At 41.7% G+C, this 22840-nt stretch carries 25 protein-coding genes; 10 read left to right on the top strand and 15 right to left on the bottom strand.

Translation table 11 applies throughout. From position 1 onward, the window contains the following. Positions 1-81 precede the first annotated feature (81 nt). The 4 genes from ACM9H2_RS02590 to ACM9H2_RS02575 form a co-directional block, all read right to left on the bottom strand. Positions 82-1110, bottom strand: a complete 1029-nt coding sequence (locus ACM9H2_RS02590; RefSeq protein ID WP_415487890.1) for an NAD-dependent epimerase/dehydratase family protein — start codon at positions 1108-1110, stop codon at positions 82-84. 33 nt (positions 1111-1143) lie between these two features. Next, positions 1144-2394 (bottom strand): MFS transporter, encoded by a 1251-nt coding sequence (locus ACM9H2_RS02585; protein ID WP_415487888.1) that lies wholly within the window; start codon positions 2392-2394, stop codon positions 1144-1146. Between the two features lie 149 nt (positions 2395-2543). Then, positions 2544-2726 (bottom strand): hypothetical protein, encoded by a 183-nt coding sequence (locus tag ACM9H2_RS02580; RefSeq protein WP_415487886.1) that lies wholly within the window; start codon positions 2724-2726, stop codon positions 2544-2546. Further along, positions 2726-4267, bottom strand: a complete 1542-nt coding sequence (locus ACM9H2_RS02575; RefSeq protein ID WP_415487884.1) for a UbiD family decarboxylase — start codon at positions 4265-4267, stop codon at positions 2726-2728. Before ACM9H2_RS02575 ends, ACM9H2_RS02580 begins: the two co-directional genes overlap by 1 nt. 110 nt (positions 4268-4377) lie before the next feature. Between ACM9H2_RS02575 and bcp the strand changes: the two genes are divergently transcribed. Next, positions 4378-4836: a thioredoxin-dependent thiol peroxidase gene (gene bcp, locus ACM9H2_RS02570; RefSeq protein ID WP_415487882.1), complete on the top strand. Its 459-nt coding sequence runs from the start codon at positions 4378-4380 to the stop codon at positions 4834-4836. Between the two features lie 30 nt (positions 4837-4866). Here the strand turns inward: bcp and ACM9H2_RS02565 are convergent, their stop codons facing one another. Genes ACM9H2_RS02565 through ACM9H2_RS02555 form a run of 3 tightly spaced genes read right to left on the bottom strand, consistent with a single transcriptional unit; the run spans position 4867 to position 8422 of the window. After that, the gene (locus ACM9H2_RS02565) at positions 4867-5424 is read right to left on the bottom strand and encodes a hypothetical protein (RefSeq protein WP_415487880.1); all 558 of its coding nucleotides are present in this window, start codon (positions 5422-5424) and stop codon (positions 4867-4869) included. Beyond that, on the bottom strand, positions 5417-6844 hold the full coding sequence (locus tag ACM9H2_RS02560; protein ID WP_415487878.1) for an NRAMP family divalent metal transporter: 1428 nt from the start codon (positions 6842-6844) through the stop codon (positions 5417-5419). Before ACM9H2_RS02560 ends, ACM9H2_RS02565 begins: the two co-directional genes overlap by 8 nt. Positions 6845-6871: 27 nt before the next feature. Continuing rightward, positions 6872-8422, bottom strand: coding sequence for a sodium:solute symporter family transporter (locus ACM9H2_RS02555; protein WP_415487876.1), 1551 nt, complete (start codon positions 8420-8422; stop codon positions 6872-6874). Here ACM9H2_RS02555 and thiD point away from each other — a divergent pair. Beyond that, entirely contained in the window at positions 8421-9866 is a 1446-nt protein-coding gene (gene thiD, locus ACM9H2_RS02550) for a bifunctional hydroxymethylpyrimidine kinase/phosphomethylpyrimidine kinase (RefSeq protein WP_415487874.1), read from the top strand. The genes ACM9H2_RS02555 and thiD overlap by 2 nt on opposite strands. On the opposite strand, the gene ACM9H2_RS02545 is transcribed toward thiD, so the two are convergent. Then, positions 9863-10276: a DUF3830 family protein gene (locus tag ACM9H2_RS02545; RefSeq protein WP_415487872.1), complete on the bottom strand. Its 414-nt coding sequence runs from the start codon at positions 10274-10276 to the stop codon at positions 9863-9865. The two genes, thiD and ACM9H2_RS02545, sit on opposite strands and share 4 nt — an antisense overlap. Positions 10277-10349: 73 nt before the next feature. Continuing rightward, positions 10350-10649: a rhodanese-like domain-containing protein gene (locus tag ACM9H2_RS02540; RefSeq protein ID WP_415487870.1), complete on the bottom strand. Its 300-nt coding sequence runs from the start codon at positions 10647-10649 to the stop codon at positions 10350-10352. Between the two features lie 130 nt (positions 10650-10779). On the opposite strand from ACM9H2_RS02540, the gene ACM9H2_RS02535 reads away from it, so the two are divergent. Beyond that, positions 10780-11598, top strand: a complete 819-nt coding sequence (locus ACM9H2_RS02535) for a HesA/MoeB/ThiF family protein (RefSeq protein ID WP_415487868.1) — start codon at positions 10780-10782, stop codon at positions 11596-11598. Between the two features lie 16 nt (positions 11599-11614). Here ACM9H2_RS02535 and ACM9H2_RS02530 read toward each other — a convergent pair whose 3' ends face one another. The 3 genes from ACM9H2_RS02530 to ACM9H2_RS02520 form a co-directional block, all read right to left on the bottom strand. Continuing rightward, positions 11615-12283: an O-methyltransferase gene (locus ACM9H2_RS02530; RefSeq protein ID WP_415487866.1), complete on the bottom strand. Its 669-nt coding sequence runs from the start codon at positions 12281-12283 to the stop codon at positions 11615-11617. A gap of 102 nt (positions 12284-12385) precedes the next feature. Continuing rightward, on the bottom strand, positions 12386-13162 hold the full coding sequence (locus ACM9H2_RS02525) for an ABC transporter ATP-binding protein (protein WP_415487864.1): 777 nt from the start codon (positions 13160-13162) through the stop codon (positions 12386-12388). Beyond that, a complete protein-coding gene (locus ACM9H2_RS02520; protein WP_415487862.1) occupies positions 13159-14166 on the bottom strand; it encodes an iron chelate uptake ABC transporter family permease subunit in 1008 nt (335 codons plus the stop codon). Before ACM9H2_RS02520 ends, ACM9H2_RS02525 begins: the two co-directional genes overlap by 4 nt. Before the next feature lie 111 nt (positions 14167-14277). Here ACM9H2_RS02520 and ACM9H2_RS02515 point away from each other — a divergent pair, with 111 nt between their 5' ends. The 3 genes from ACM9H2_RS02515 to ACM9H2_RS02505 are packed head-to-tail and all read left to right on the top strand — an operon-like array spanning position 14278 to position 15722. Further along, the gene (locus ACM9H2_RS02515) at positions 14278-14571 is read left to right on the top strand and encodes a signal recognition particle subunit SRP19/SEC65 family protein (protein ID WP_415487860.1); all 294 of its coding nucleotides are present in this window, start codon (positions 14278-14280) and stop codon (positions 14569-14571) included. Then, complete coding sequence (locus tag ACM9H2_RS02510; RefSeq protein ID WP_415487858.1) at positions 14555-14776, top strand: H/ACA ribonucleoprotein complex subunit GAR1; 222 nt, start codon at positions 14555-14557, stop codon at positions 14774-14776. The genes ACM9H2_RS02515 and ACM9H2_RS02510 overlap by 17 nt, the downstream gene beginning before the upstream one ends. A gap of 25 nt (positions 14777-14801) precedes the next feature. Continuing rightward, complete coding sequence (locus ACM9H2_RS02505; RefSeq protein WP_415487856.1) at positions 14802-15722, top strand: presenilin family intramembrane aspartyl protease PSH; 921 nt, start codon at positions 14802-14804, stop codon at positions 15720-15722. An 8-nt stretch (positions 15723-15730) separates the two neighbouring features. Here ACM9H2_RS02505 and ACM9H2_RS02500 read toward each other — a convergent pair whose 3' ends face one another. Then, complete coding sequence (locus ACM9H2_RS02500) at positions 15731-16723, bottom strand: ornithine cyclodeaminase family protein (protein ID WP_415487854.1); 993 nt, start codon at positions 16721-16723, stop codon at positions 15731-15733. Between the two features lie 57 nt (positions 16724-16780). On the opposite strand from ACM9H2_RS02500, the gene ACM9H2_RS02495 reads away from it, so the two are divergent. Then, the gene (locus ACM9H2_RS02495) at positions 16781-17320 is read left to right on the top strand and encodes a GNAT family N-acetyltransferase (protein WP_415487852.1); all 540 of its coding nucleotides are present in this window, start codon (positions 16781-16783) and stop codon (positions 17318-17320) included. On the opposite strand, the gene ACM9H2_RS02490 is transcribed toward ACM9H2_RS02495, so the two are convergent. Then, positions 17306-17533 (bottom strand): cold-shock protein, encoded by a 228-nt coding sequence (locus ACM9H2_RS02490; protein ID WP_415487850.1) that lies wholly within the window; start codon positions 17531-17533, stop codon positions 17306-17308. The two genes, ACM9H2_RS02495 and ACM9H2_RS02490, sit on opposite strands and share 15 nt — an antisense overlap. A gap of 99 nt (positions 17534-17632) precedes the next feature. On the opposite strand from ACM9H2_RS02490, the gene fen reads away from it, so the two are divergent. The 3 genes from fen to gatE all read left to right on the top strand — a co-directional run bounded on the left by fen (position 17633) and on the right by gatE (position 22012). Continuing rightward, positions 17633-18616 carry a flap endonuclease-1 gene (gene fen / locus ACM9H2_RS02485; RefSeq protein WP_415487848.1) on the top strand — a complete coding sequence of 328 codons (984 nt, stop codon included), beginning with the start codon at positions 17633-17635 and terminating at the stop codon, positions 18614-18616. Between the two features lie 63 nt (positions 18617-18679). Then, entirely contained in the window at positions 18680-20086 is a 1407-nt protein-coding gene (locus ACM9H2_RS02480) for a class II fumarate hydratase (protein WP_415487846.1), read from the top strand. A gap of 57 nt (positions 20087-20143) precedes the next feature. Next, complete coding sequence (gene gatE, locus ACM9H2_RS02475; protein ID WP_415487844.1) at positions 20144-22012, top strand: Glu-tRNA(Gln) amidotransferase subunit GatE; 1869 nt, start codon at positions 20144-20146, stop codon at positions 22010-22012. Here the strand turns inward: gatE and ACM9H2_RS02470 are convergent, their stop codons facing one another. Next, a complete protein-coding gene (locus ACM9H2_RS02470; protein WP_415487842.1) occupies positions 22013-22768 on the bottom strand; it encodes an RNA methyltransferase in 756 nt (251 codons plus the stop codon). Positions 22769-22840: the final 72 nt, after the last annotated feature.

Below are 22840 nucleotides of genomic sequence, written 5' to 3'. Positions count from 1 at the left end.
TGGCGGTGGTGGCGGAGGTCATGGCGGTGGTGGATGGGGCTAGATAGAAGAGTATTCCATACACCCCATTAGGAGAGAGATTTATTGTGAGTATTTTTCAGATGTTTTTATGTAATCGTTAACTGCGGTTTTGACGTCTGCGAATTGGGGAGAATATCCTAGTTCTTCTTTAGATCTAGAGAGATCAAATCGGCAAGCAACACCGTCCCTGTGCGAAGCCATTCCACCATCGTCTTCGTTGACATTTAGATTAAAACTAGGGTAAAGTTCGCATAGGGCCTCGGCGAAATCTTTGTGATTAAAAACACAGCCAGCATCGAGTAAAAATTCCCGATATCCAGAGGTGAAGTGGACATTGTCGCTTAAGGCTGCGAGTGTCACCCCCAGTGCGACATCTTTTGTATAAACCACATTATCTGTTTTTAATTGGGAGGCATTGACATCGATCGAGGACCCAGATACTGCACTTTCGATCATACGACAGATTAACCACCCGCCGGTGGATTGTGGGTTTTTATCATATACCTCGTGTTGTGTTTGAAGTTTCCCAGGACCCCAAGTGCTGCCAAAACGTGTTATTACCAACTCAAGGTCGTTGGCGCGAGAATATCGTATTGCAAAATATTCTACCATTTTATTTGTAATGGTGTAAAAGGGAACATGGTCCAAAGAGGTTCTAGAAAACTTTGGATAATCAATAGGAAGTGGCTTGAAAAGGGGAGGTCCATATTCTTCAGTGATCGTGTCAAAGACAGATTTGGAGCTTGAGAAAACTACCCGTTTTATGCCGGCGTTGACTGCCGCTTTTAGAACATTTCCAGTTCCAGATACATTCACATTAAGGGCATGGATGGGGCGTTCTTCAGAATAGGCAGGTAAAATTTTAGCTAGGTGGATTATCCGGTCGACATTGTAGTTAGAGACGCAGTTGAGAATAGAATCATAATTAGTGATATCCCCTTCTACGAATTGGATTTTTTCGGAGATGTCATCTAGGAATTGTTCTCGGATATTGATATCAAAAATTATAGGGGTGTGACCACGATTCAGTAATTCATGGGCTACCCATGCACCAATGCTTCCAGTTCCACCGGTGACTAGGGTATTCATAGGAGAACATAAGTCCGAAGAGAATAAAAATGATCAGGGTGCGGCGTTAGCAGAGTTGTGATTGTATTTTGTACCTAACTCGAATAACATAAAAGCACCGAGGAGCATGCAGAGTATAAATCCTGCAAATGCAAATTCATATCCAAGTATGCTTGCCATGATCCCAATGTATAAAGGCCCCATACTTCCAATTCCAAAGAATATGGTTCGCACTGCACCATAATCTCCAGCATTGCTTTCCTGTGAAACTGCATCTAGAAGTATTGATTGCATAGGTGGTGTGAAAGCTTTTTGCCCTACGGCTACAAGGGCTATCCCACCGAGTAGAATGAAGAGATTGGAGAATACTAGTAGAGACAAAATACCTACTGCTATTAGAAACAAAGATACGATTGTGATTGGAGCCCCTCCAAAGCGATCGGCTAATTCACCAGATATGGGTTTGATGAATAGTCCAATGACGAATAATAGTGCAAATCCTGCAGCTGCAAATGCGGGGGAAAATCCATGGTAAGCTTGCAAAAAGAGGGGAAGAAATCCTATGAATCCTTGGAATACGAAGGAGAACAGTCCATTAACAAAGATTAATTTTCTGATAGAACTCGAATGGAAAAGTCTCTTCATTGTCGAAGTGAACTCGAGGGATACTGAATGAAATACGTAGTGGCCACGGCTAGAAGTGTGATACAGAATCAGTACTCCTATCGCTGCAAAAAGTACAGGGATAAAAACGGCACGCCAAGTCGCTACGGCTACTATCGCAACCAAGGCCGCGAGGATGCCAGCTATGTCGATAGCGATTAAGTGAATCCCAAATGCGCGATTACGCTTAGTTACATAAAAATCAGAAAGTAAGGATCGCGCAGGTATATGAAATAACCCATCGCATGCTCCAATAATAATAACGCCTACAACAAATACCCAATACGAAGGGGCGGATAATAGTAATATACTACCAGTTATCAGGAAAAAAATGCTGACGACGAGCACTGTTTTTCGTGACAGGTGATCCGAAAACTTTCCTCCAGGGTACTGGAGAAATGCGGATGTCAATGTAAGGAGTGAAAGTGCACCACCTGCTAGAACTGGAGTAATAGATAAATCAATCGCGATTACAGGTAACAACGGAGGCAACACTAATTTGGCAAATTTAGCTAATGCAGCACCTAGGGTGAGGATTAGTAGAAGTCTGCCATGGTAGCCCCCTAGTAAACGCTCTCGAGGTAACGAAAGAAGATTCTTCTCGCGATGATTTCGCTTGTTTTGGTTTAGATTTTTATTCACTCCAATTTATATTTAGTCATACCTAATATTAATATTAGTCGATTATAAAATGATATATTGGAATATATAAATATACACTCAAAAATGTAGATTGAAGAATAAGAGTAACAGAAAACGTTAGAAAGAAAAAAGAAGAAATTCGGGGGAAACTACAGATGTCCGCCGGTAGCGCCGCGTTCTCCGTGACTTACGATTTTAGCCGCTTCGTCGTCTGTGAACCAATGGCTACAGAATGGGCACATCATTTGATTTCCAGTACCTCTAAAATCTGCAGTTTGGGCCATGAATTCGCCGCTACACTTAGGACATGTGCACCAGAATATACCTACCATTATTTTTTACCTCCTTTTTTGTGAACGATGGTCGTTTTGAAATCACCCAACTCCCCATCTCCACCTAAGGCGCGATAACTCTGTAGATCAGATTCGTTAATCCATTCTGCAGGGTTGTCTTCTACGACCGCTTTGATGTCGTCTGGGACATTTACTCTAGCTGCGTAAGCGTACTCGAGTGGTTGAGTTGCGTCAATGATCATTTTTGGTCCTTTTACATCATAGCCAGGTGCTATTGTTGGATCCAATGTGTTGTTCTTTGCTCCAGGGATGATATCAATATCTTGATCGAACCTGCATCTTGTTGAGATGGCCCATTGGACTTGGGCTTCGTTAAATACATCAATATCATCGTCGACAACAACGACTTCTTTGAGGATTTGGTCAGTTTGTGCTAACGCTGCAAGTCCTGCCATTTTACCTTCTCCTTCTGATTGTTTTGCTATAGATACATACGCCCGGAATCGGCCACAGCCACTAGGTGGTTGGTGGCAAGCTGTGAGGTAAGGGATCCTACCATAGTGCTTGAGAGCGTTGTACATTCCTGCTTCTTTGGATAAAGTTCCTGCGAGCCAGTGGTCACGGTATCCTGCGAAAACGGTCTGTAACACTGCGTTTTCACGTCGAGTTATGTTTGTTACATTGATTACAGGACGCATTCTCATAGGACCATAGTATCCAGGGTACTCACCAAATGGTGCTTCTGCTTCAAGTTCATGAGGAGGTATCTCACCTTCTAAAACTATCTCGGCATCTGCAGGTACCATGAAATCGTCGCCCCAGGTTTCTGAAGGAACGAGTCGAAGTGGCTCATCCATGACAGCACCCATGACACCGTATTCATCAATACCATATGCTGCAAGGGTCAAAGAGCCTAGATAATATGCAGGATGGTGTCCGAGGACAATGGCCACAGGGGTGGGCTCATCTTTCTTCCAATTTTCTGCGACAATTCGGTGGTTATGACGGGGTGACATGTGAATTCCGAGTTTGTCAGGTCCTTTGTATTGAGTTCGTAGGAACGCACTGTTGTAAAAGGGATTTCCTTCGTTTAGATCGTCTTCTTGGTCTTCAGGACCACGCATGACATTTGCCATGTCGAAATAAGGAGCAGGATCCATTTCGTTTATCCGCATCATAGGCAATTTGTCTATTCGAACTTCTCCATACTCTTTTACTTGGCTAACTTCCTTTACAGGTGCATCTTTTGGTTTGATTATTTCGGGTGCTATTGCTTCCCGTTCTCTGCGTGCCATTTCAAGTGCCAATTCCATTCGGTATTGGCTACGTGGCATACCAAGTGCTCGAGCTAGACGTTTTCGGTCTGCGAAAACATTGCTCGCTAGAGTTACCTTTCCAGGTGCAGTGTCCACTCCATTGATACCGAGTGGATTGGTGAAATGGACAAGAGGCCATTCACTGCGCTTTTCTAGATAAGCTAGTACAGCACTTGCTTCAAATAGGTCCGGGCGGATCTCTCGATCAACGGTGAGAACTTCATCGCTGACTTCTTCGATAAATCCTTGTAGACTTTTCGGCATACTTGTATAGATTAATGGTATGCGGATTTATAGGCTTCGAAGGCGTTTTTACATACTTAAGTGTAAAAAGAGTAACTATTATACTTATTCTTGATGAAAAGATATACATAATGCCAAATGTAGGAGAATCTGCGCCACCGTTTAGTTTGTTGAACCAAAATGGGGAAACAGTCGAATTGAAAGACTTCGAGGGCAGAAGTTTAGTAATATATTTCTACCCAAGGGCAGATACTCCGGGTTGCACTACAGAGGCCTGTGGTTTTAGAGATGATTGGACTGAATTTGAAGAGGAGAACATAGGAGTTGTGGGAATAAGTGATGACCCGGTCGCAAAGGTGGCGAAATTCCATGCCAAATATAATCTTCCATTTGATCTCTTGAGTGATGAAGGGGGGAAAGTCGGTGAGATGTATGATTCATATGGAGAGAAAAAAATGTACGGGAAAACATATATGGGAGTTAAAAGAAATACATACGTGGTAGATTCCAAGGGGAAAATTATTCAGACGTATTTGAAGGTCAAGGTAGCAGATCACTCTAAAAAACTACTAGAAGATTTGAGAAAATAGAGTTGTAGATTTCCATATTAAATGGAAGAATTAAAGAGGGAGAGTTACGCAGCGATCTGCCCAATTTTCCAAGGCACTTATAGAAGATATTTCGGACTGAGAAATGGGATCTCCATATCCTAATTCGTTTCCTGTAAATGCGTTCAAGATTGCACAATCCGCTTGGTCACAGTAGCCAACCAAAGTTTCAAAATTGGTGGAAGGGGATTGGAGGGGAATTGTTGCGTCGTTTACAAAAACAGCTGTAGGATGCGGAGGGAGAGTATCCAATAAAAACGAAGCTCTTTCGACATTGATAGCTGCTAGTTCCATAGATTCAGTAAGGTCCCTACCTTCTGCACGAGGAGCATATGTTTCCAAATATCCATACCAAATATCAGGGGGGAAATCTATGAAACGAGAGAGGTGCCTCCCTAGTATTTTTCCATTGTGGGAATATTCGGGGCCAAACTCCAAAATGATAATATTTTCAGATCCGTTTTTGGAGATCCAATTGGAGAGAGCCTGGGACGTGAGCATTGTTTTTCCGGTGTTCGAGGGGCCAGTGATCAGAGTGGATCCATCGAGAGGAAATGGTAAATCATTCATTGATACTAGTCGGGGCGAGAGGAGATTCGGTGAGAATAAATTTGAGAATCAAGAGTAGCATTGAGAAGAAAAGAATAGTCGAAAATATAACGGCCATACCAGATAGGGAGATTGGATTGGAAATTGCAGATTCGAGATGGTTATTTAATATGTAAGCTGCAGCGACAGAAGAAGTAATAATAATCAAAGCGATTCCTCCGAGATTAATAATGGGATGGGTTCTATCAGAGACTGCGGAGCTATTCAGGAGATATAGAACAATGAGTAATGCAAAGGGAGTTCCGACAAGTCCGAGTGCCAATACTACCACCAGTAATGAGAAAAATGAGCCAGATATGAATGCACCACTAGCGGAAAAGAGAGCAAAGAACACGAGTAAGAGTCTGTGCCTCGATATTGCTATCGGTTGGTCAAGGGGTCGACGTATAAGTTTGTTGAACATGGAGGGGAGAGAAGAGTCAGGAGATCCATCAAATGACCATCCCAATTTATCTGCGAGTGGATAAAGGGGAACGAGTGTATTTCCACCTAGAGTGGAAATTCCCGCACCCCAAAGTCCAAGTAAAAACAGCCAGGTTGCGTTTGAGCCTGCAATGGGACCCAATATCTGAGCTGCTTTCACAGCAGTAAGGTCACTGGGATCAATGGTGGGAGAATGAAGAACACTAGCCGCAACAAGAAAAATTGCCACACTATAGATGCCAAATGCAACCAGCATAGATGCCCCGATATCGAATGAAGCTAGAGAGTAATCATTTTTAGTCCAGTTTCTAGCCATCATTACATAGGAATGAACAGTGATCAGGGAAACATGGACGGCACCGCCCAAGATTCCAGCGGCCACTAAAGCTCCGCCGACTCCGGTTGGGAAAGAGGGGATGATACCACTCACAGCATCCGATAGATTGATAGGTACGATGAAGAGGGAAAATATAAAAATTAGTACAATAGTACAAACGAGAATTTTCGCTACTAATTCTATGAAACGATACCCTTTTCCTGCGAGTCCAACCGCAAGTATAATTGCCCACATGATGCCCCATAACCGAGAGTCGACACCGGTGATTATTTCGCTTATATCAGCGACTCCTTTCATAATGATAATTTGTGCTATACCTGCGCAAAATACTACATCGATTACTAGAAGCCAGGCCCAATTCCCACCTAAATTTTTTTCAACCGTTTGGATGATGCCGGCCTCGGTTAATAATCCCAGCCGCATGGAAAGATATTGTGCTAGAGAACCTAGAACTGCAGATAGAATTACTATCCAAAGAAAAACATGACCGAATGTTGCTCCTGCAGTTATGACTGCAGCCATGGTCGCAGGTCCCGCGGCGATGGCCCCTACTATCCAGGAAGGTCCTATTTGAGAGAGGTGGGATTTCCAGGAATTGGCAAATGATAAATTTAGGGACATAGTTTTACGCGGAATTAGGCATATAGTCTATTTCTTTTTAGTAGTGGAGGGGTCGTGTAGGTCTTTAATCTCTGTGGTTAACCGTTCGAAATCAAAATCCTCATGTGAAAATATCTTTGGAGGGAGATAGTATTTCCCGTAAGAAAAGATGACGGTTAGAGAGGTCGAAATGAATGCTGCCCCGAAGAAAGCCAAGAGGAAATTAGGAGTGGGATGTATGGATCCATAATAAGGGATGGAACCAAGAAACGAAGAAATGGTTTGGTTTGGGAAGTAAATAATTCCAACCACCAAACCACTTATAGAAGAAATTAAAAATCCAGACCCTGTCGTCTTTTTTGAGTAAAGTCCATATAAAAATGGGCCTGCTACCGCGGCACAAAGTAAATCTGCTAGTAAGAATAATCCAAGAACGCTTCGTGCTTGAAGACTAATATAAATTGCGACGAAGGCTACTATAACAGTGAGAATTCGGGCGCTGAAGCGCAAGGAATTGTCCGAAGGTGTATTGAAATATTTAGGAAGGTCTGCCGTGATAAGGCTCGAAAGAGCGTTTAATAAAGAATCGGCAGATCCAATTGTCAATAGAATTGCTAAGATGAGAACGCCCACTAGTATGGGTTCTGGGGAAACGGTTTGGAATAGTAGAAAGAGGGAAGAACTAGCATTATACCCGGGGTTGGATGGGTCAGTTATGAGGTCCACATGACCTCGTGCTATGACTCCGAATAAACCCGCGAGTATGACGATGAACATATTGATCAATGCCGCTGCGATAAAAGAGGTTTGGAGATTCGAATCGTCTTGAGATGCATAGATTCTTTGCCACCAAGTTTGGTTCATCAATTCTGCAGACAATATTGCGATCGCCACCCAGAACCCGAAAAAGAGTCCGGTCTTAAATCCGGGATTGAGCAGATTGGGGTCGACAGAAAAGACGTTTGTATAGATAGTGGTAGTTCCACCTAGAGTGTAAACAATGAAAAGGGCAAATGCGATCATCAAAGGTAAAATTAAAAGTGTCTGGATTGTATCGGTGAAGATACTAGCTCGGATTCCACCGTACCCCGTATATAAGAGTACAAAAAAGATGATCATAAGAGCAGATTGCCATCGTGGTATTTCCATAATTAATTCTAGAACCCCGGTCATTCCGGTGAGTTCTGCGGAGAGGAAGAGGAGCATATAACAAATACTAACAACTAAGACTAGGAAGTACGCAGTTGGGCCATATCGAACGTATGCGTATTCGGTGAGGCTGTGTCCGTTTGGAATAAGTTTTCGAATTCTTGGGCCGAGTTTTGCATAAGTTAAGAGAGGCAATGCTTCACCTATACCATAACCAATTATTGCAGAAACGCCTCCAAAAACTGCTCCTGCTTCTGCAGGGATGAATAGGATCCACACACCCATAACAGAAGAGATGAGTGTTGCAGTAATTGCACCCCTACCAATAGAATTTCTTGCAGTTATCAGATCTTCAACTGATTTGACTCGCCCTCGAGAATGCCAAAATCCAAGTGCGGTAAAACTTGCTAGCAGTAAAAATAAAATTGAGAGGAAAACTACGGATTGCATGGTATCCCATCAAGAGTTAGTAGTACAAAAGTATATGGGATCGGGCAGAAAATTAATAGGTAAAGGAATTATGGATAAAAAGTCCAATAAAAGAAAAATTGCCCCTATTTATCCACCAGTAGTTTTGAGCATAGCAGGGAGTGATTCGGGTGGTGGTGCAGGTATTCAGGCGGATCTTAAAACTATGGAGTCATTAGGTGTGTTTGGAACTTGTGCCATTACTTCAATTACGGCACAAAATACAAGGAGAGTAGATTCCGTTATGGTAATACCGGTTGCAGAAGTGGGAGCTCAAATAGATTCTATTTTGTCTGATTTTGAAGTGAGTGCGGCGAAGACCGGTATGCTAGCTAACACTCAAAACATAGAGATGATTGCGAGACGTTCGAAAAGTTTTGAATTCCCACTTATAGTAGACCCTGTTATGGTGGCTACCTCCGGGGATGCATTGCTAGAAAGTGGGGCAGAAGAGGCGTACAAAGAGTTAATTAAAAATTCTCAAATTGTAACTCCAAATGCCGATGAAGCAGGAGTATTGGCAGCGATGGAGATAAGGAACATATCGGATGCTATTGATGCGGGTGAGAAGATACTCAAAATGGGTACCGAAAATGTGTTGGTAAAGGGCGGACATATCAAAGGAGATACGGTTGTAGATATTTTGGTGACAAAAGAGGGGAATATTCAGATAGAACATGAATGGATAGATTCGGACATAACGCATGGGTCGGGATGCACGTTGTCAAGTGCGATTACTGCGAATGTAGCGAAAGGAGAAACTATCGAAGATGCAGTCTGTGAAAGTATAGCGTTTGTCGAACGTGCGCTGCGATATCCTATAGATGTGGGAAGAGGACCAGGAACCATTCACCATCTCGTCGAGTTAAGGGAGAAGGGGGAGAGACAGGCGACGATAGAGACCATTAGGTCCATCGTGTCGGAATTGGTTCGACTGGAAATACGGCCACTAGTTCCTGAAGTCGGGATGAATATTGTGGGGTCTACCCCATATGCAGAAAGTATCGAAGAAATGGCAGGAGTGGAAGGGAGAATTACAAAAACATCTAGGGGGGTAAATATAGGAGATGGGGTTGTTTTTGGGGCGTCTAGTCATGTTGCGAGGTTTCTAAAGGAGGCTAGAGAATACCACCCTTATTTGAGGTTTGCCATGAATTGTAAATTTAATGAAAAAATTGAATTAGGAATTGAAAAAATTGGTTGGGAAACAAAAGAATATAATCGGATGGATCAAGAAAAATCTATCAGAGAAAATGAAGGCAACACTATGGAATGGGGTGCGAGAGAGGTGTTTAGTGATCAGGGGCCACTCGTAGCGAAGGTAATTGACAGAGGTGCAGATGGTAAAGAACCGATGTTGAAGTTGGTTTTTGTAGACTCAGAAACGCTTATATCAGATGTGAAAATGCTCCTAAAGGAAATTTAGATTTCCCGGATGGTCACCGGTTTTGATCCATGCTCAAGTGATGAGAGTTCCAATTCTATTAGTTCTTTTCGAGAGGCGTCAAGAGTGGCTATGTGGTTACCTGCCAATTCTCCTGCGGTACTTTTGAAACACGTTGGTCCACAAGATATCAGTATTTCTTTCACACTGCGAAATCCAGGATACAGCAATACATCCCCAATAGAGGGATAAACTGTATGATTTTCACGAGGTAAATTTGGAAGTTCTATATCGTCTATGTCAATCCAAACAGCAAATCCGCTCCACCTAACGTGGAAAAGTTTTGATTCCAGGGGGAGGAGAGAACGGAATGCTTTGGTAGACTCTGGAGCGTCTTTTTCAAGGAGTTGGGCTGTGAAAATATCTCCATCTATGTCGAATTCAATTGCCATATACTCGCAATACTAGACAGAAGTGATATATCAATTTCGGTGGGGAGTTTGAAGTAGAAAAGGTATTGGAAATTTAAGTAGGAGAGATGGAAAAAATCCAATGGTGGTATCCACCTATAAGATTCAAAATTTCAGTTTCTTGGGGAACGGCGCTATAAGAATTTAATAAACGTATAGCTTGTAGAGAACTTTCGCCTATTGCACAAACAACTACGATACTAGGTTCAAAAGTTATAGTAGAAATGTCTCTCGCAAAATGAGAAAGAGGCAGATTAATCGATCCAGGTATATGGCCAGATATATAATCCTGTTCGGGTCGAACATCGATTATTTGCACGTTTTCACCTGCTTCTATTTTGTCATTTAGCTCCATGGAGGTGATACTCCCAGTCTTTGACATAGTATTGAGTAACAGAGAGGGGGACTTAAAAGCATTTATCGAGGGTATAAAACTTAGATAAAATTAGCTGTGTATTTATCCCAAAAGCGGTCTAAGTAACTAGATGGATGGTCCAAACCTCGATCGAGAAAGGCTAGAGAGATATTCTAGGCAAATTATAATGGAAGAGATCGGACCAGAAGGGCAGGATGCCATATTAAGAAGTAAGATATTAGTCATAGGTGCAGGAGGACTGGGGGCACCTGTGATCCAATATCTGGCTGCTGCAGGTGTTGGAACCATGGGGATAGCAGATGGAGATTCCGTGGAAATTTCCAATCTCCATAGACAAATTATCTATGGGGTAAAGGACATAGGAAGGCCAAAGGTTGAATGTGCAAGTAGATTTGTAAATGGCATAAATCCAGATGTAAAGGTGAAAGTGCACCATACAGAAGTAAATCCCAACAACATTCTAGATTTGATTGAAGGGTATGATTTCATAGTCGATGGTACTGATAATTTTGAGAGTTGTTTTTTAATAAATGACGCTTGTACTTTATCCAAAAAACCATATAGTTATGGGGCAGTTCTCAGGTTTTCAGGGAGGGTAATGACATTCCCAGAAACGGACAGTTCTCCATGTTATAGATGTTTGTTTAAAACCGCCCCACCTCCGGGGACTGTTCTTGATTGTGCGACTGCAGGAGTTTTGGGTAGTGTTGCAGGGGTGATAGGGAGCATACAAGCGACAGAGGCCATAAAAAATGTTGCAAAAATAGGAGAATTGGTGCAAGGAAGAATCATAGAATACAATGCGTTGAATATGTCGTTTGAAGAGACGAACATCAGGAAGAATCCAAATTGTCCTATTTGTGGGAAGGAACCAATTATAAAAAATATTAAAGATGTGGAATACACGGGATCGTGTACGTTGAAATGAAAATGGGGTGCAAAAATTAGGTGCGTACGCTTACAACTAGTCCATCTCCAATGGGTATGACGAATGTTGTGAGGGAGGGATCTTTTTTCAGTTCAAGTAGGTAATTTGCAGTTCCCATGGTATTTTCATTGAGTGGCGGGTCGTCGGAATCCGGGTCGAAAAAGGAGATCAAACCTTCGAAACTCACTGTCAACCCCGACATAGCATTGTCGGCGATTATAACACCTCCAGGAAGAAGTTTATGCTTTACAGCATGGAAGTCTAGTAGATAGTCTTGGTTATAATGGTCAAATAAAATTAGATCGAATTGTTCAGAATAGTTATCAAAAATTTTGCGGGCTTCGCCTATTTCAAATATTGCTTTGTCGGAAAGGTTTGCCCGAGTGAGAAAATCGCGGGCTAGATCTAATTCGGCTTGGTCCCGGTCCGTTAATACAACAGATCCGTCAGAGGGGAGTCCGCGTGCGATCCAATATGCAGAGTAGCCGAATCCTGAACCAAATTCAAATGCTCTTGTTGCACCAGACATAGTAGTGATGAGCTCTATTGCCCTTCCAGCTTGGAGACCAACGGTGGGGAAATTCCTCTCTTGTGCTAGGAGTTCCATTTCTAGTAAAATTTCAGTGGGTTTGGGAGATATCAAATCTAAAAATTTAAGTGCGCTATCGGAGAGAATTGAATTCATTTTATTGTATGGACAGAAGAGGGAAAGGTATTAGTATATTTTCCTGGTTGTAAAAATTATAACAAACATCTGCATTTAAACGCAGTTCCAATGAGTGGGGGTTTAGTCAATCACATTGATTGTTAAGAGACCAGTGAGTGGGTGAGTCTCTATAGAAACATTTGTGTCAAATGCCTCCTGAATATTTCTACGAGTTAGAACAGATTTGGGAGCCCCCATGGATAAAATTTCACCTTCAGATAGTAAGAGGAGTTGGTCGCAAAAATTAGCTGCCAATTCCAAATCATGTAAAACTACGATGGCGGTTTTTTTAAAAGTATCAACCTGATCTTTAATGAGAGAAAGAATACGCGCAGTATGACGAAAATCAAGACTTGCTATTGGTTCATCAAGTAAGAGGATTGGAGTTTCTTGGGCGAGTGTTCTGGCTATGAAGACACGTGCTTTTTCGCCACCGCTTAATGAATTTATAGTTCGTTCAGAAAGTGTTGATAGGTCAGTTTGTTTGATTGCCCAAGTAACGATATCAGTGTGCGAATCGAATCCTCCGAAACGTGGACTATGAGGATAACGACCCATTTCTACAATTTCTCGTACAGTGAAATCAAAAGAAACCATCGTGTTTTGAGGAACTACAGCAATTTTTTTACTTATCTGATGTGCGGAAAGCTGGGTTATCGATTCAGACCCCACATAGACATTTCCTTGGGCAGGAGTAATATGTCCATTCAATACTCTCAAAAGTGTAGTTTTTCCAGACCCATTAGGACCCACGATCCCAATGAATTTGGATTCATCAAAGTTTGTACTTATATTTTTTAATATAGGCATATTGTCGATATGAACAGAAACATTTTCCACTTTTATAGAAGTCATCATACAGACCCCCCTCTATTGCGCAATAAATAAATAAAAAATGGAGCCCCTACTAGTGCTGTGACAACTCCAACTGGTACTTCTGCGACACCAGATCTAGCTACGGTATCGGCTATAACTAGAAATATAGCCCCAGATAGTGCGCTTGTGGGGAGTAGTATACGATGGTCTGGTCCAACTATAATACGCATTATATGAGGAATGATGAGTCCAACAAACCCGATTATTCCAGATACGGAAACCGCGACTGCAGTTAGGAGACTTGCCACTCCTAAGAGTAGTCTCTTCGTTTGTTCTACGTTTATACCTAAACTGTGCGCACTTTCTTCCCCAAGGTAAAGGGCATTCAAATCTCGGGTGAACAAAAATAAGAATGAAAATCCAAGTAAGACGAGGGGTAAAGTGAAAGAAATATCAATCCAATTTGCGGTGTGGAGATGTCCCATCAACCAAAAGATTGCTTGCCGAAGATTTTCTCCACTGAGAAGGAGTAAAAGGGATACTACAGCTCCGAGAAATGTTTGGACTGCAATTCCAGCAAGTAAAAGTGTTGCAACGGGTGTGTGTCCTTTTTCGGTGGAAACATAGAAAACAAAAAACGCAGCTACAAGTGCTCCAATGATAGCTGCAATTTCAATACCAAATGGAATAGAAAGTCCAAAGGCTATCACTGCTACTGCTCCAGTTGCAGCTCCTGCGGACACACCGATAATAGACGGGTCGGCCATGGGATTTCTAAAAAACCCTTGCATAACGGTTCCGGCTGCTGCTAGTGCGAATCCCACTATAGCAGCGAGAATTATACGGGGTAATCTCAGAGTTACCAAAATGGTCATATCAGTAGGAGTGAGAAGATTGGTTTCACCGAAGAAAATAGTGAGCATAACTTTGAGAAATAAATTAGAAGACAACTTGACGGGGCCAATTCCAGAACTAACTAAAGAGACTATAATCAATAGAGTGGAAAGAGTTAAGCACCAAGCAGTTACGCGGTGAATGTAACGCATTGATACACAATTAAATTTGGATTAAATAAATAAGTGTTGTATTAGCGGCTATAAAATTAAGATAGTTGAGAAAAGAAGAAGTATAAATTCAGAGGGAAACCAGATCAGAGTATGGTGGACAAGCTCATCTACCCAGCATATTTAGATTCTCAAAAAACTAGAGCGGGGGGTAGGCGTGTTCCAGAGAATCTTGCAGTTGAAAGTCCAACAGTAGAGGAGATAGAGCTGGCATTGAAAAAGATAGGATATTCTTCGGAAATCGAACAGGAGAAATCATATTCACGACAGCCATGGGTAATGACAGGTCGAGTAAGGGTAAAGAACTCAAGTGATTCGGCGAAGAATGATATAATTCAAGCTGTTGCGGCATACGTAAAGGCGATTAGAAATGAAGAGAATAGGTGAGGTCAAAACAATTACAGGTTCGATAGCAATAGTACAAGGAGAGGATCAAACACGTCCAAAAATAGGGACGAAAGTTATCGATGAAAAATTAGAGAATGTGGGACGTATTGTCGACGTGATTGGACCAGTTTCCAGACCATACATGGTTATTAAAATTAAAGAGGGTGCGAAGAGCATACTGAAAAAACGTTTGTATTCTCGTTGAAGGCATATCCAGAAATCGAGGGAAAATGAAAATAGAACACAAGAAAATAATTGCGGTGGGAGTAATACTAGCTTTTGTATTGATAGTTCAAATGGGGGCAATATCACTTATCAATCCATTTTTAGAAGAAGGTTATCAGTCAGTTGAGAATCCAGACGACCCTCTGAATGGAGTACTCTACTTGGCAGTGGTTCTTGTGGCTACTGGGATTTTGTTATACACAATGAGACAAGAGATGGATCTCCTGATTCGTCTTGTGATAATATCGATGTGTGGGTTTATATCGTGGTACGCCTTTGTGGTTGTGGCAGAGTGGATAGTGCCGAGAGGGCCCACAGAAATGATTGCTTTGATATTGGCAGGAGGCCTCTGCATTGCGTTGTTTGTATATCCAGAATGGTATGTTATCGATGGAGCAGGAATAATAGTAAGTGCCAGTGCGGCAGGTTTATTCGGAATTAGTTTTGGCCCATTGCCTGCGTTAATTTTATTGATATTTTTGATTATTTATGATGTCATAAGTGTGTACAAGACTAAGCATATGTTAACGTTAGCAGAGGAGATTAGCAGGTTGAAATTGCCATTAATATTGATAGTACCGTTTTCACTTGAGTATTCATTTTTCAAAGATGGTATGGAGGCAGATAGGAAAAAGGAAAGGGAGGCTTTTTACATAGGTCTGGGGGATTTGATACTGCCTACGATAATGGTAGCAAGCGCAGCGTGTTTTTCAGAAGCACCTTACATCTTTTTGAGGATACCAATAAGTATGCCAGTAGTGGGAAGCATGGTTGGGACGATAGGAGGGTTAATTATACTGCTATGGTTGGTGAACAAGGGAAGAGCTCACGCAGGACTTCCGTTTCTTAATGGCGGTGCAATCATAGGATACCTAGTAGGGTCGATCGTGGCTGGCATTTCGCTGACATCCGCAATAGGATTGTGAAATGGGAATTAATTCATTGCAGTGCTAGAAGGTTCAATTTTCAAGGTGGTCCCGATTCCCTCTTGTAAAGCTTTTTGATACAGCATATAAGCAGAAGAAATGGTTTCTATTGCAGTCCCTCCACTGTCAAAAATCGTGATTTCAGAATCAGTAGTTCTTCCGGGTGAAACTTCATTAAGGACTTCACTGAGTTCTGCATGTATGTGAGTTTCATCTACTAGACCCATGTTGAATGCGGCTAAAAAGGATCCAGCATCAGTGAAAACTCTGGAGCGTAAGTCAGGGACATAGAGAGATCTTTGTATAATATTTTCGTCTAATTCTCTCTTTCGAGGATGATATTGTCCAATTGCAGTTATGTGAGTCCCATCAGATACGTTGTGGCCATCAAAAACGGGAATACTAGAATTGGTTGCGGTTATGATGACATCTGCATTGGAGATAGCTAGTTTGCTTGAACTAACAGGTTTGATAGGGATATCAAGTTCTTCGGTGAGTTCTTTTGCAAACGATTCCCGGTGGTGTTTAGTAGAGGAATAGACATGTATGCTATCGAATTTTCGGACAGTTACTGCTGCTCTTAGTTGTCCTTTTGCTTGAGGTCCAGATCCGATAACTGCTAAATTGGATACACTTTTTCGAGCTAGTGTATCGATGCCTAATGCACCTACTGCTCCTGTTTTATAGGGATTGAAAGAAGCCCCATCTAGTATAGCTAGTGGTTCCCCAGTTTTTGCATCGAAAATTGTTGTGATAAACCAAGCATCTTGGGAAGTGAAACCTGCAGAATAGAGGTAGCCCCCCATTACACCGTCTTCAGGGAGGATAGCAGAATACCCGGTGAGTTTTCCAGGAGGGTCTTTACAGAATAGAGATGCCCTAGGAACAAGAGGCGCGCCGTCTCCATGTTGTTGATACCCTCTCTTCACTGCATCTACATATTCTTTGGGGGAAGCTAGATCGGAGATGTCTTCGCTAGTGAGCAATAGTGTAGCCACCATAGGTTATATTCAGGGGCGATTATGATAAAAATGATGGGGTTGAAATGGTGAAAGATTTTGGGTGAAAAAATTAAATTTAATACCCTGGGGGATGGGGAAGGGGGACCCCCGATATTTCTTGAGAGAGATAAATTTAGTTATGCAGGGAAATTCATTGGGAAGGATACAGGTAAAATTTTAGCGAAAAATGGAGAAAGGATAATTGCAGCTCTTTCATTTAGTGGAGATAGAAATGATAAAGATATTGTTTGGATCAGATACGTGGTGGTAGAAAAAAATCTTAGAGGTAAAGGAATTGGTCCAAAATTATTATCATATGCGGTGGAGAGTTTGATGGGGCGAGTGAAATTGGTCAAAATAGCAACGAATAATGTTTTTGCATATAGGGCTTTGTATAAATCTGGTTTTGAGTACACAGGAAAGAAAACGGGCATATTAGAATTGGTATTAGAGTGTCCAAGTGCCCAAACGCGGGAGAGATATCTAGAGGGAATAGAGGCATTTCGGTCGGTGAAATCTCTCACGGATGAAGAAGTTGAATTCGTGTCTAAAGAGGATATAAAAAATATGCCTACTAAGACTTTATTCAGTTTCTGATGATTCGGAATCGTCCGCTTCTATGCGTTTTACATTAGTTGCGCGGGGGCCCTTGGGGGCGGTCTCGATCTCAAACTCTACTACTTCTCCTTCGGTTAGATCGGGCCCTTCTACATCGTCCATGTGAACGAAAACGTCGGTAGAGGAGTCCTCTTGTTTTATGAATCCATAGCCTTTTCTCGAATGAAAGAATACAATTGTACCAGTCGGCATATTAACAGCTCAAAACAGATAAAGAGGGAAGGTAGAAATACCCACCGATGTGAGAATGAGAAGGTAGACTTCAAATTTAGAGAGGTTTAAGAGTAGATAATGGGAAACGCTGCACTACGTTCTTTGGCTGCTTTACAATCGGCAAAACCAGAGGACTTCATGGGTAGAACGGTGGCGATAGATGCTCATAATTGGCTTTATAAATATCTAACTACGACAGTTAGGTTTACAGAAAGGGGAGCATACACAACAGAGGATGGAGTGGAAGTTGCAAACTTAATAGGAATTGTGAGAGGGATATCAAAACTACTCCAATCACAAGTTCAACCTGTGATGGTTTTTGATGGAATTCCAACGGAATTGAAAAATGAGGTAATTGAAGAAAGGAGGAGAGGAAGAGAGATGAGAGAAATTCGACTTGAAGAGGCTATAAAATCAGAGGACAAGGCAGAGATTTCTCGATTGGAATCTCAAACCCAAAGATTGACTCCAACGATACACAAAACCACAAGGGAATTATTCGAATTATTAGATATTTCATACGTTGAAGCTCCTGCAGAAGGGGAGGGGCAATGTTCGTATATGGCTCGGCATGATGAAAGGGTAGATTGCGCGGGTAGCGATGATTATGATACTCTTTTGTTTGGATCCCCAGTAACTTTGAGGAGACTCACAGGGTCTGGAGACGTAGAGATAATGAAATTGCAAGAGACTCTGGATCGTAATAACATTACATGGGAACAATTGGTCGATGTTGGGATTCTTTCGGGGACAGATTTCAATGAGGGATTAATGGGTGTGGGACCCAAAACAGCCCTTAAAGAAATAATAAAATATGGAGATATATGGGAAGTGCTCAATGCGAGATCGGAATCCATAGAATACGTTGATCGAATTAGAGAAATATTCCTACAGCCTACAGTGACAGACAAATATGAATTGGATGTTTCTATGAATCCAGATATAGAAGGGGCAAGAAATTACATAGTAAAAGAATGGGGCATTCCGAAAGAAAAGGTGGATCGTGGTTTGAATCAAATAGGAGAATTAACCAAACAAACGGGATTGAATAGGTGGTTTTAGGTGGGGGACAGTTAGGTGCAGACCCAAGTATTTTAGGTCATTGCTCGCAAAGAATGAGTTGTAATGACAGATTATCGTATTGAAAAAGATAGTCTTGGGGAAGTAAAAGTTCCAAAAGATGTATACTGGGGGGCACAGACCCAGCGGGCGATTGAGAACTTTCCAATTAGTGGAGAGGTATTTGAGTCAGGATTCATAAGAGCTCTAGGGATTATTAAAAAGTCTGCAGCGAAAGCAAATGGAGAACTAGGATTTCTGGAACAAAAAGTGGTGGAAGCAATTGTTTTGGCTGCTGATGAGGTTATTTCAGGAGAACTTGTAGATCAATTTCAAGTAGATGTATTTCAGACAGGATCGGGGACGTCTTCGAATATGAATGCGAATGAAGTGATAGCGAACCGTGCTTGTGAGATTGTGGGGGAAGATATTGGATCAAAAGTGATACACCCCAATGATCATGTCAACTTTGGGCAATCATCTAATGATATAATTCCTACTGCGATGCATGTTTCTGCCCTAGAGTCAATTGACAAAGAAGTAGTACCAGCATTGGAGATATTGAAAAGCGCATTGGAGAAAAAAGAAAAGGAATTTTCAGGGGTTGTAAAGACAGGGAGGACTCACTTACAGGATGCAACTCCAATAACGTTGGGGCAAGAGTTTGGAGGATACAAAACACAAATAGAAAAGGGGATTAAAAGATTGGAAAATGTGAGAAGTAGTCTTGCCGAACTCCCAATTGGAGGAACTGCTGTTGGGACTGGACTGAACATGCATCCTGAATTTCCAAAGATAGCCAGTAAATACATATCTGAAGAAACAGGGATTTCATTTAGGGAAGCTATAGATCATTTTGAAGCTCAAGCTGCGCATGATGCCATGTCGGAAGCGCATGCGGCCCTACGAGTTGTGGCAGGGTCAATGAACAAAATAGCAAATGATTTGAGACTATTGGCGTCGGGGCCTAGAAATGGATTGGGCGAGATCAAGCAGCCAGAAAATCAACCGGGATCTTCAATAATGCCAGGGAAAATAAATCCAGTTATGGCAGAAGCAGTTAACCAAGTTCATAAACGAGTTATTGGGAACGACATGACAATAGCATATGGAGCGGCGGAGGGGCAGTTAGAATTAAACTTATACAAACCAATCCTAGCAAATGACTTCTTAAATTCAACAAAAATAATTTCTAATGTTGCAGTGGTCTTTGCAGAAAAATTCATCGACCTGTTGAATGCAAATAAAGAAAAGTGTGAAAATCAAGTTGAATGGAGTATGGCTCTTGCCACATCGCTAAGCCCCCATATAGGGTATGATAAAGCTGCTAAAATCGCAAAAGAAGCATATGTGAATGAAAAGACAGTTAGAGAAGTTGCGATTGAGATGGGGGAAATTTCTGAAGCGGATGCAGATGATATGTTGGATGCTAGGAGGATGACAAAACCAGGGATACTTGAATCGGAAGAGTAGTCGGCAAATAGGCATTATACGGATTTCTTTTTATCTGTTCAAGACCCATTCAGTTCAATGGAGGAACATGAGTATGCAGAATTGGGATTGGTGGCAGGTTTAGAAATACACCAGCAACTCAACACGAAACATAAACTATTTTGTAAATGCCCAACTGTATTTCGAGACCCAGAAGAGCATGTTAAATCATTTTCACGGAGTTTGCATGCCACCATGTCAGAGATGGGAGAAATAGATAGAGCCGCGTTGGAGGAAAGTCAGACGGGGAAAAAATTTAGATATCTTTCATTCGAGAGTACTTGTCTTGTTGAAGAAGATGAGGAACCACCAGGAAATCTTAATAAAGAGGCGTTAGAAATCGCGTTAGAAGTGGCACTGTTATTGGGAATGGAACCGGTAGATCAGATTCAAATAATGAGGAAACTAGTGATAGATGGGTCGAATACTTCTGGATTTCAGCGGACGGCTTTGATTGCAAGAGGTGGCCAGATTGAAACTGAAGAGGGTGTGGTTCGATTGGGAGAGTTAATGTTAGAAGAGGAAAGTGCAAAAAGAATAGAAGAACAGAAGGGAGAAGTAATCTATAGTTTAGATAGAATTGGAATTCCACTTGTTGAGATTAGTACGCTTCCGGATATCAAGACGCCTAAACAAGCACGAAACGTGGCTGCTAAAATTGGGATGTTACTTCGATCTACAGGAAAGGTGAAGCGAGGAATTGGAACGATACGACAAGATATCAATATCTCAATAAATTCGGGTGCTCGTGTCGAATTGAAAGGTGTTCAAAATTTAGATGATATTGAAAAAATCATACAGATTGAAATTGATCGTCAGAAGAATCTTATTGAGATTAAGGAAAGATTGGGTTCAAAGGAAGTAGAAATAAAACCCTCCATGGAAGTCACGGAAGTATTCAAAGAAACAGGTAGTGAAGTAATTCAGAAGGAAGTGGATCGAGGAGGGATTGTAGTCGCACTTCCTATGAAGGGGTTTCAGGGAGTATTGGGGGAAATGATAGCACCAGATAGGAGGCTTGGTACAGAACTATCGGACTATGCAAAAAAGTATGGAGCAGGGGGAATATTCCACACTGATGAATTGCCGAATTACGGGATTATGCAGGAAGAGGTCGACGAGATCAGAAGAAGAATAGGGATACAAAATGAATCGGCTTTTGTTATTGTTGCGGCAGAAAAAAAAGTGGCAAACGAAGCTATTGTTTCAGTTGCGGATAGGGCTGAGGGATGCTTAGAAAAAGTTCCAGAAGAGACTAGAGGGGTAAAAGAAGATGGTACCTCAAGATACTTGCGTCCGTTGCCAGGAGAAGCTAGAATGTATCCAGAGACGGATGTGTTTCCGGTTGAAGTTGAGACTGCAGGGATAAGAGTGGTAGAAACGTTAGAAAAAAGGGCTGAAAGGTATAACAAGGATTTGGGAATTGGAGAAGATCTTTCGAAACAAATGGCTTATTCAGAGAGAATGCCATTGTTTGAAAAGGCGATAGATACGGGAATTAAACCAACTTTAGCAATAGAGATTCTTGAAAATAAATATACAGAACTACGCAGAGAAGGGGTTCAAGTGGGAAATGTATCAGATGAAAATTTTGAGGAAATATTCCAACTCATAACAGAGAAGAAACTTATGAGAGAGGGGATAGCAGATGTGCTAAAGTTGATATCTGCAAAGAAATTTGCTACCGTCAATGAAGCGCTAGAAAAGATGGGATTGGTGGTTGTAAAAGAAGAGGGTGTGAGAAAAATAATTGAAAAGGTAGTGAAAGCTAATGAAGAAAAAATAAAAATGGAAGGAAAAGGGTCTTTTTCCGCGCTTATGGGGGAATGTATGGTAGAACTAAGGGGGAAAACAAAGGGATCTGTAGTGAGTTCCATACTACAACAAGAAATTGAAAAAAGGTTATAACTAGGGAGAATCCTTTTCTTCGGGGGGAGAGGCAGTATGACTTGCATTTCTAATTGTTCGTCGAAATACTCCACGGAGGGTGTTGAGTTCACGAGAAGTTGGATGGGTTCGCCCCAAAACGCGGCGAATTAATCTCAGAGTCTTTCCGTGTTTTTGAGAAGGATAGTCCAATGCCGAGAGTAAAGAAGAAAAATGGGCATAGAAATCTTCCAATTCAGAAGGAGTTGCTAGATCAGATTCAAGATCTGGGTGATGAAATTCAGAAAGAGATAACGGACTCAGCTCATATAACGCTACAGTTACAGCTTGCCCTAGATTAAGAGTTGGATAATCAGAGGATGCGGGTATAGAACATATTCGGTCTAATTTTGCTATTTCTACATTAGTAAGTCCAATTCTTTCTCGACCGAAAACTAAAGCAATAGATCCAGATAACTGAGAAGTTTCGTCCAGGATATCCCGGGTCGTAAGGAATGGGAATCGCATGTGTTTTGACCCACTTTGGTTTGTTATTGCCGTGAAAGCAATGGTATGGTAATTCTCCACTACATAATCAAAGGATACGATTTTGTGGTTGGGGAGAATATCATCCCGGGCACGTCCAGCAAATCCATAGGCATCACCATCTCGGGAAAGGTGAGGAGGGTCGACTAAAAGAAGTTTTGAAAATCCAAAATTTTTCATTGCCCTTGCGGCAGTACCTATATTTCCAGGGGTTTGTGCACCTACAAGGACGATAGAGATGTCAAGAACCATTGTGTTAAATTGGAAAGGTATCTCTAAAAGGGTATAGGAAAAATAATCTACATAGAAAGAAAGGAGATACTA

Origin of the sequence: Candidatus Hikarchaeum yamanae, assembly GCF_009889665.1 — an archaeon.
In the GTDB taxonomy this organism is placed as follows: domain Archaea; phylum Halobacteriota; class Halobacteria; order Halobacteriales; family Hikarchaeaceae; genus Hikarchaeum; species Hikarchaeum yamanae.
This window is presented reverse-complemented; position numbering and strand designations above follow the sequence as displayed.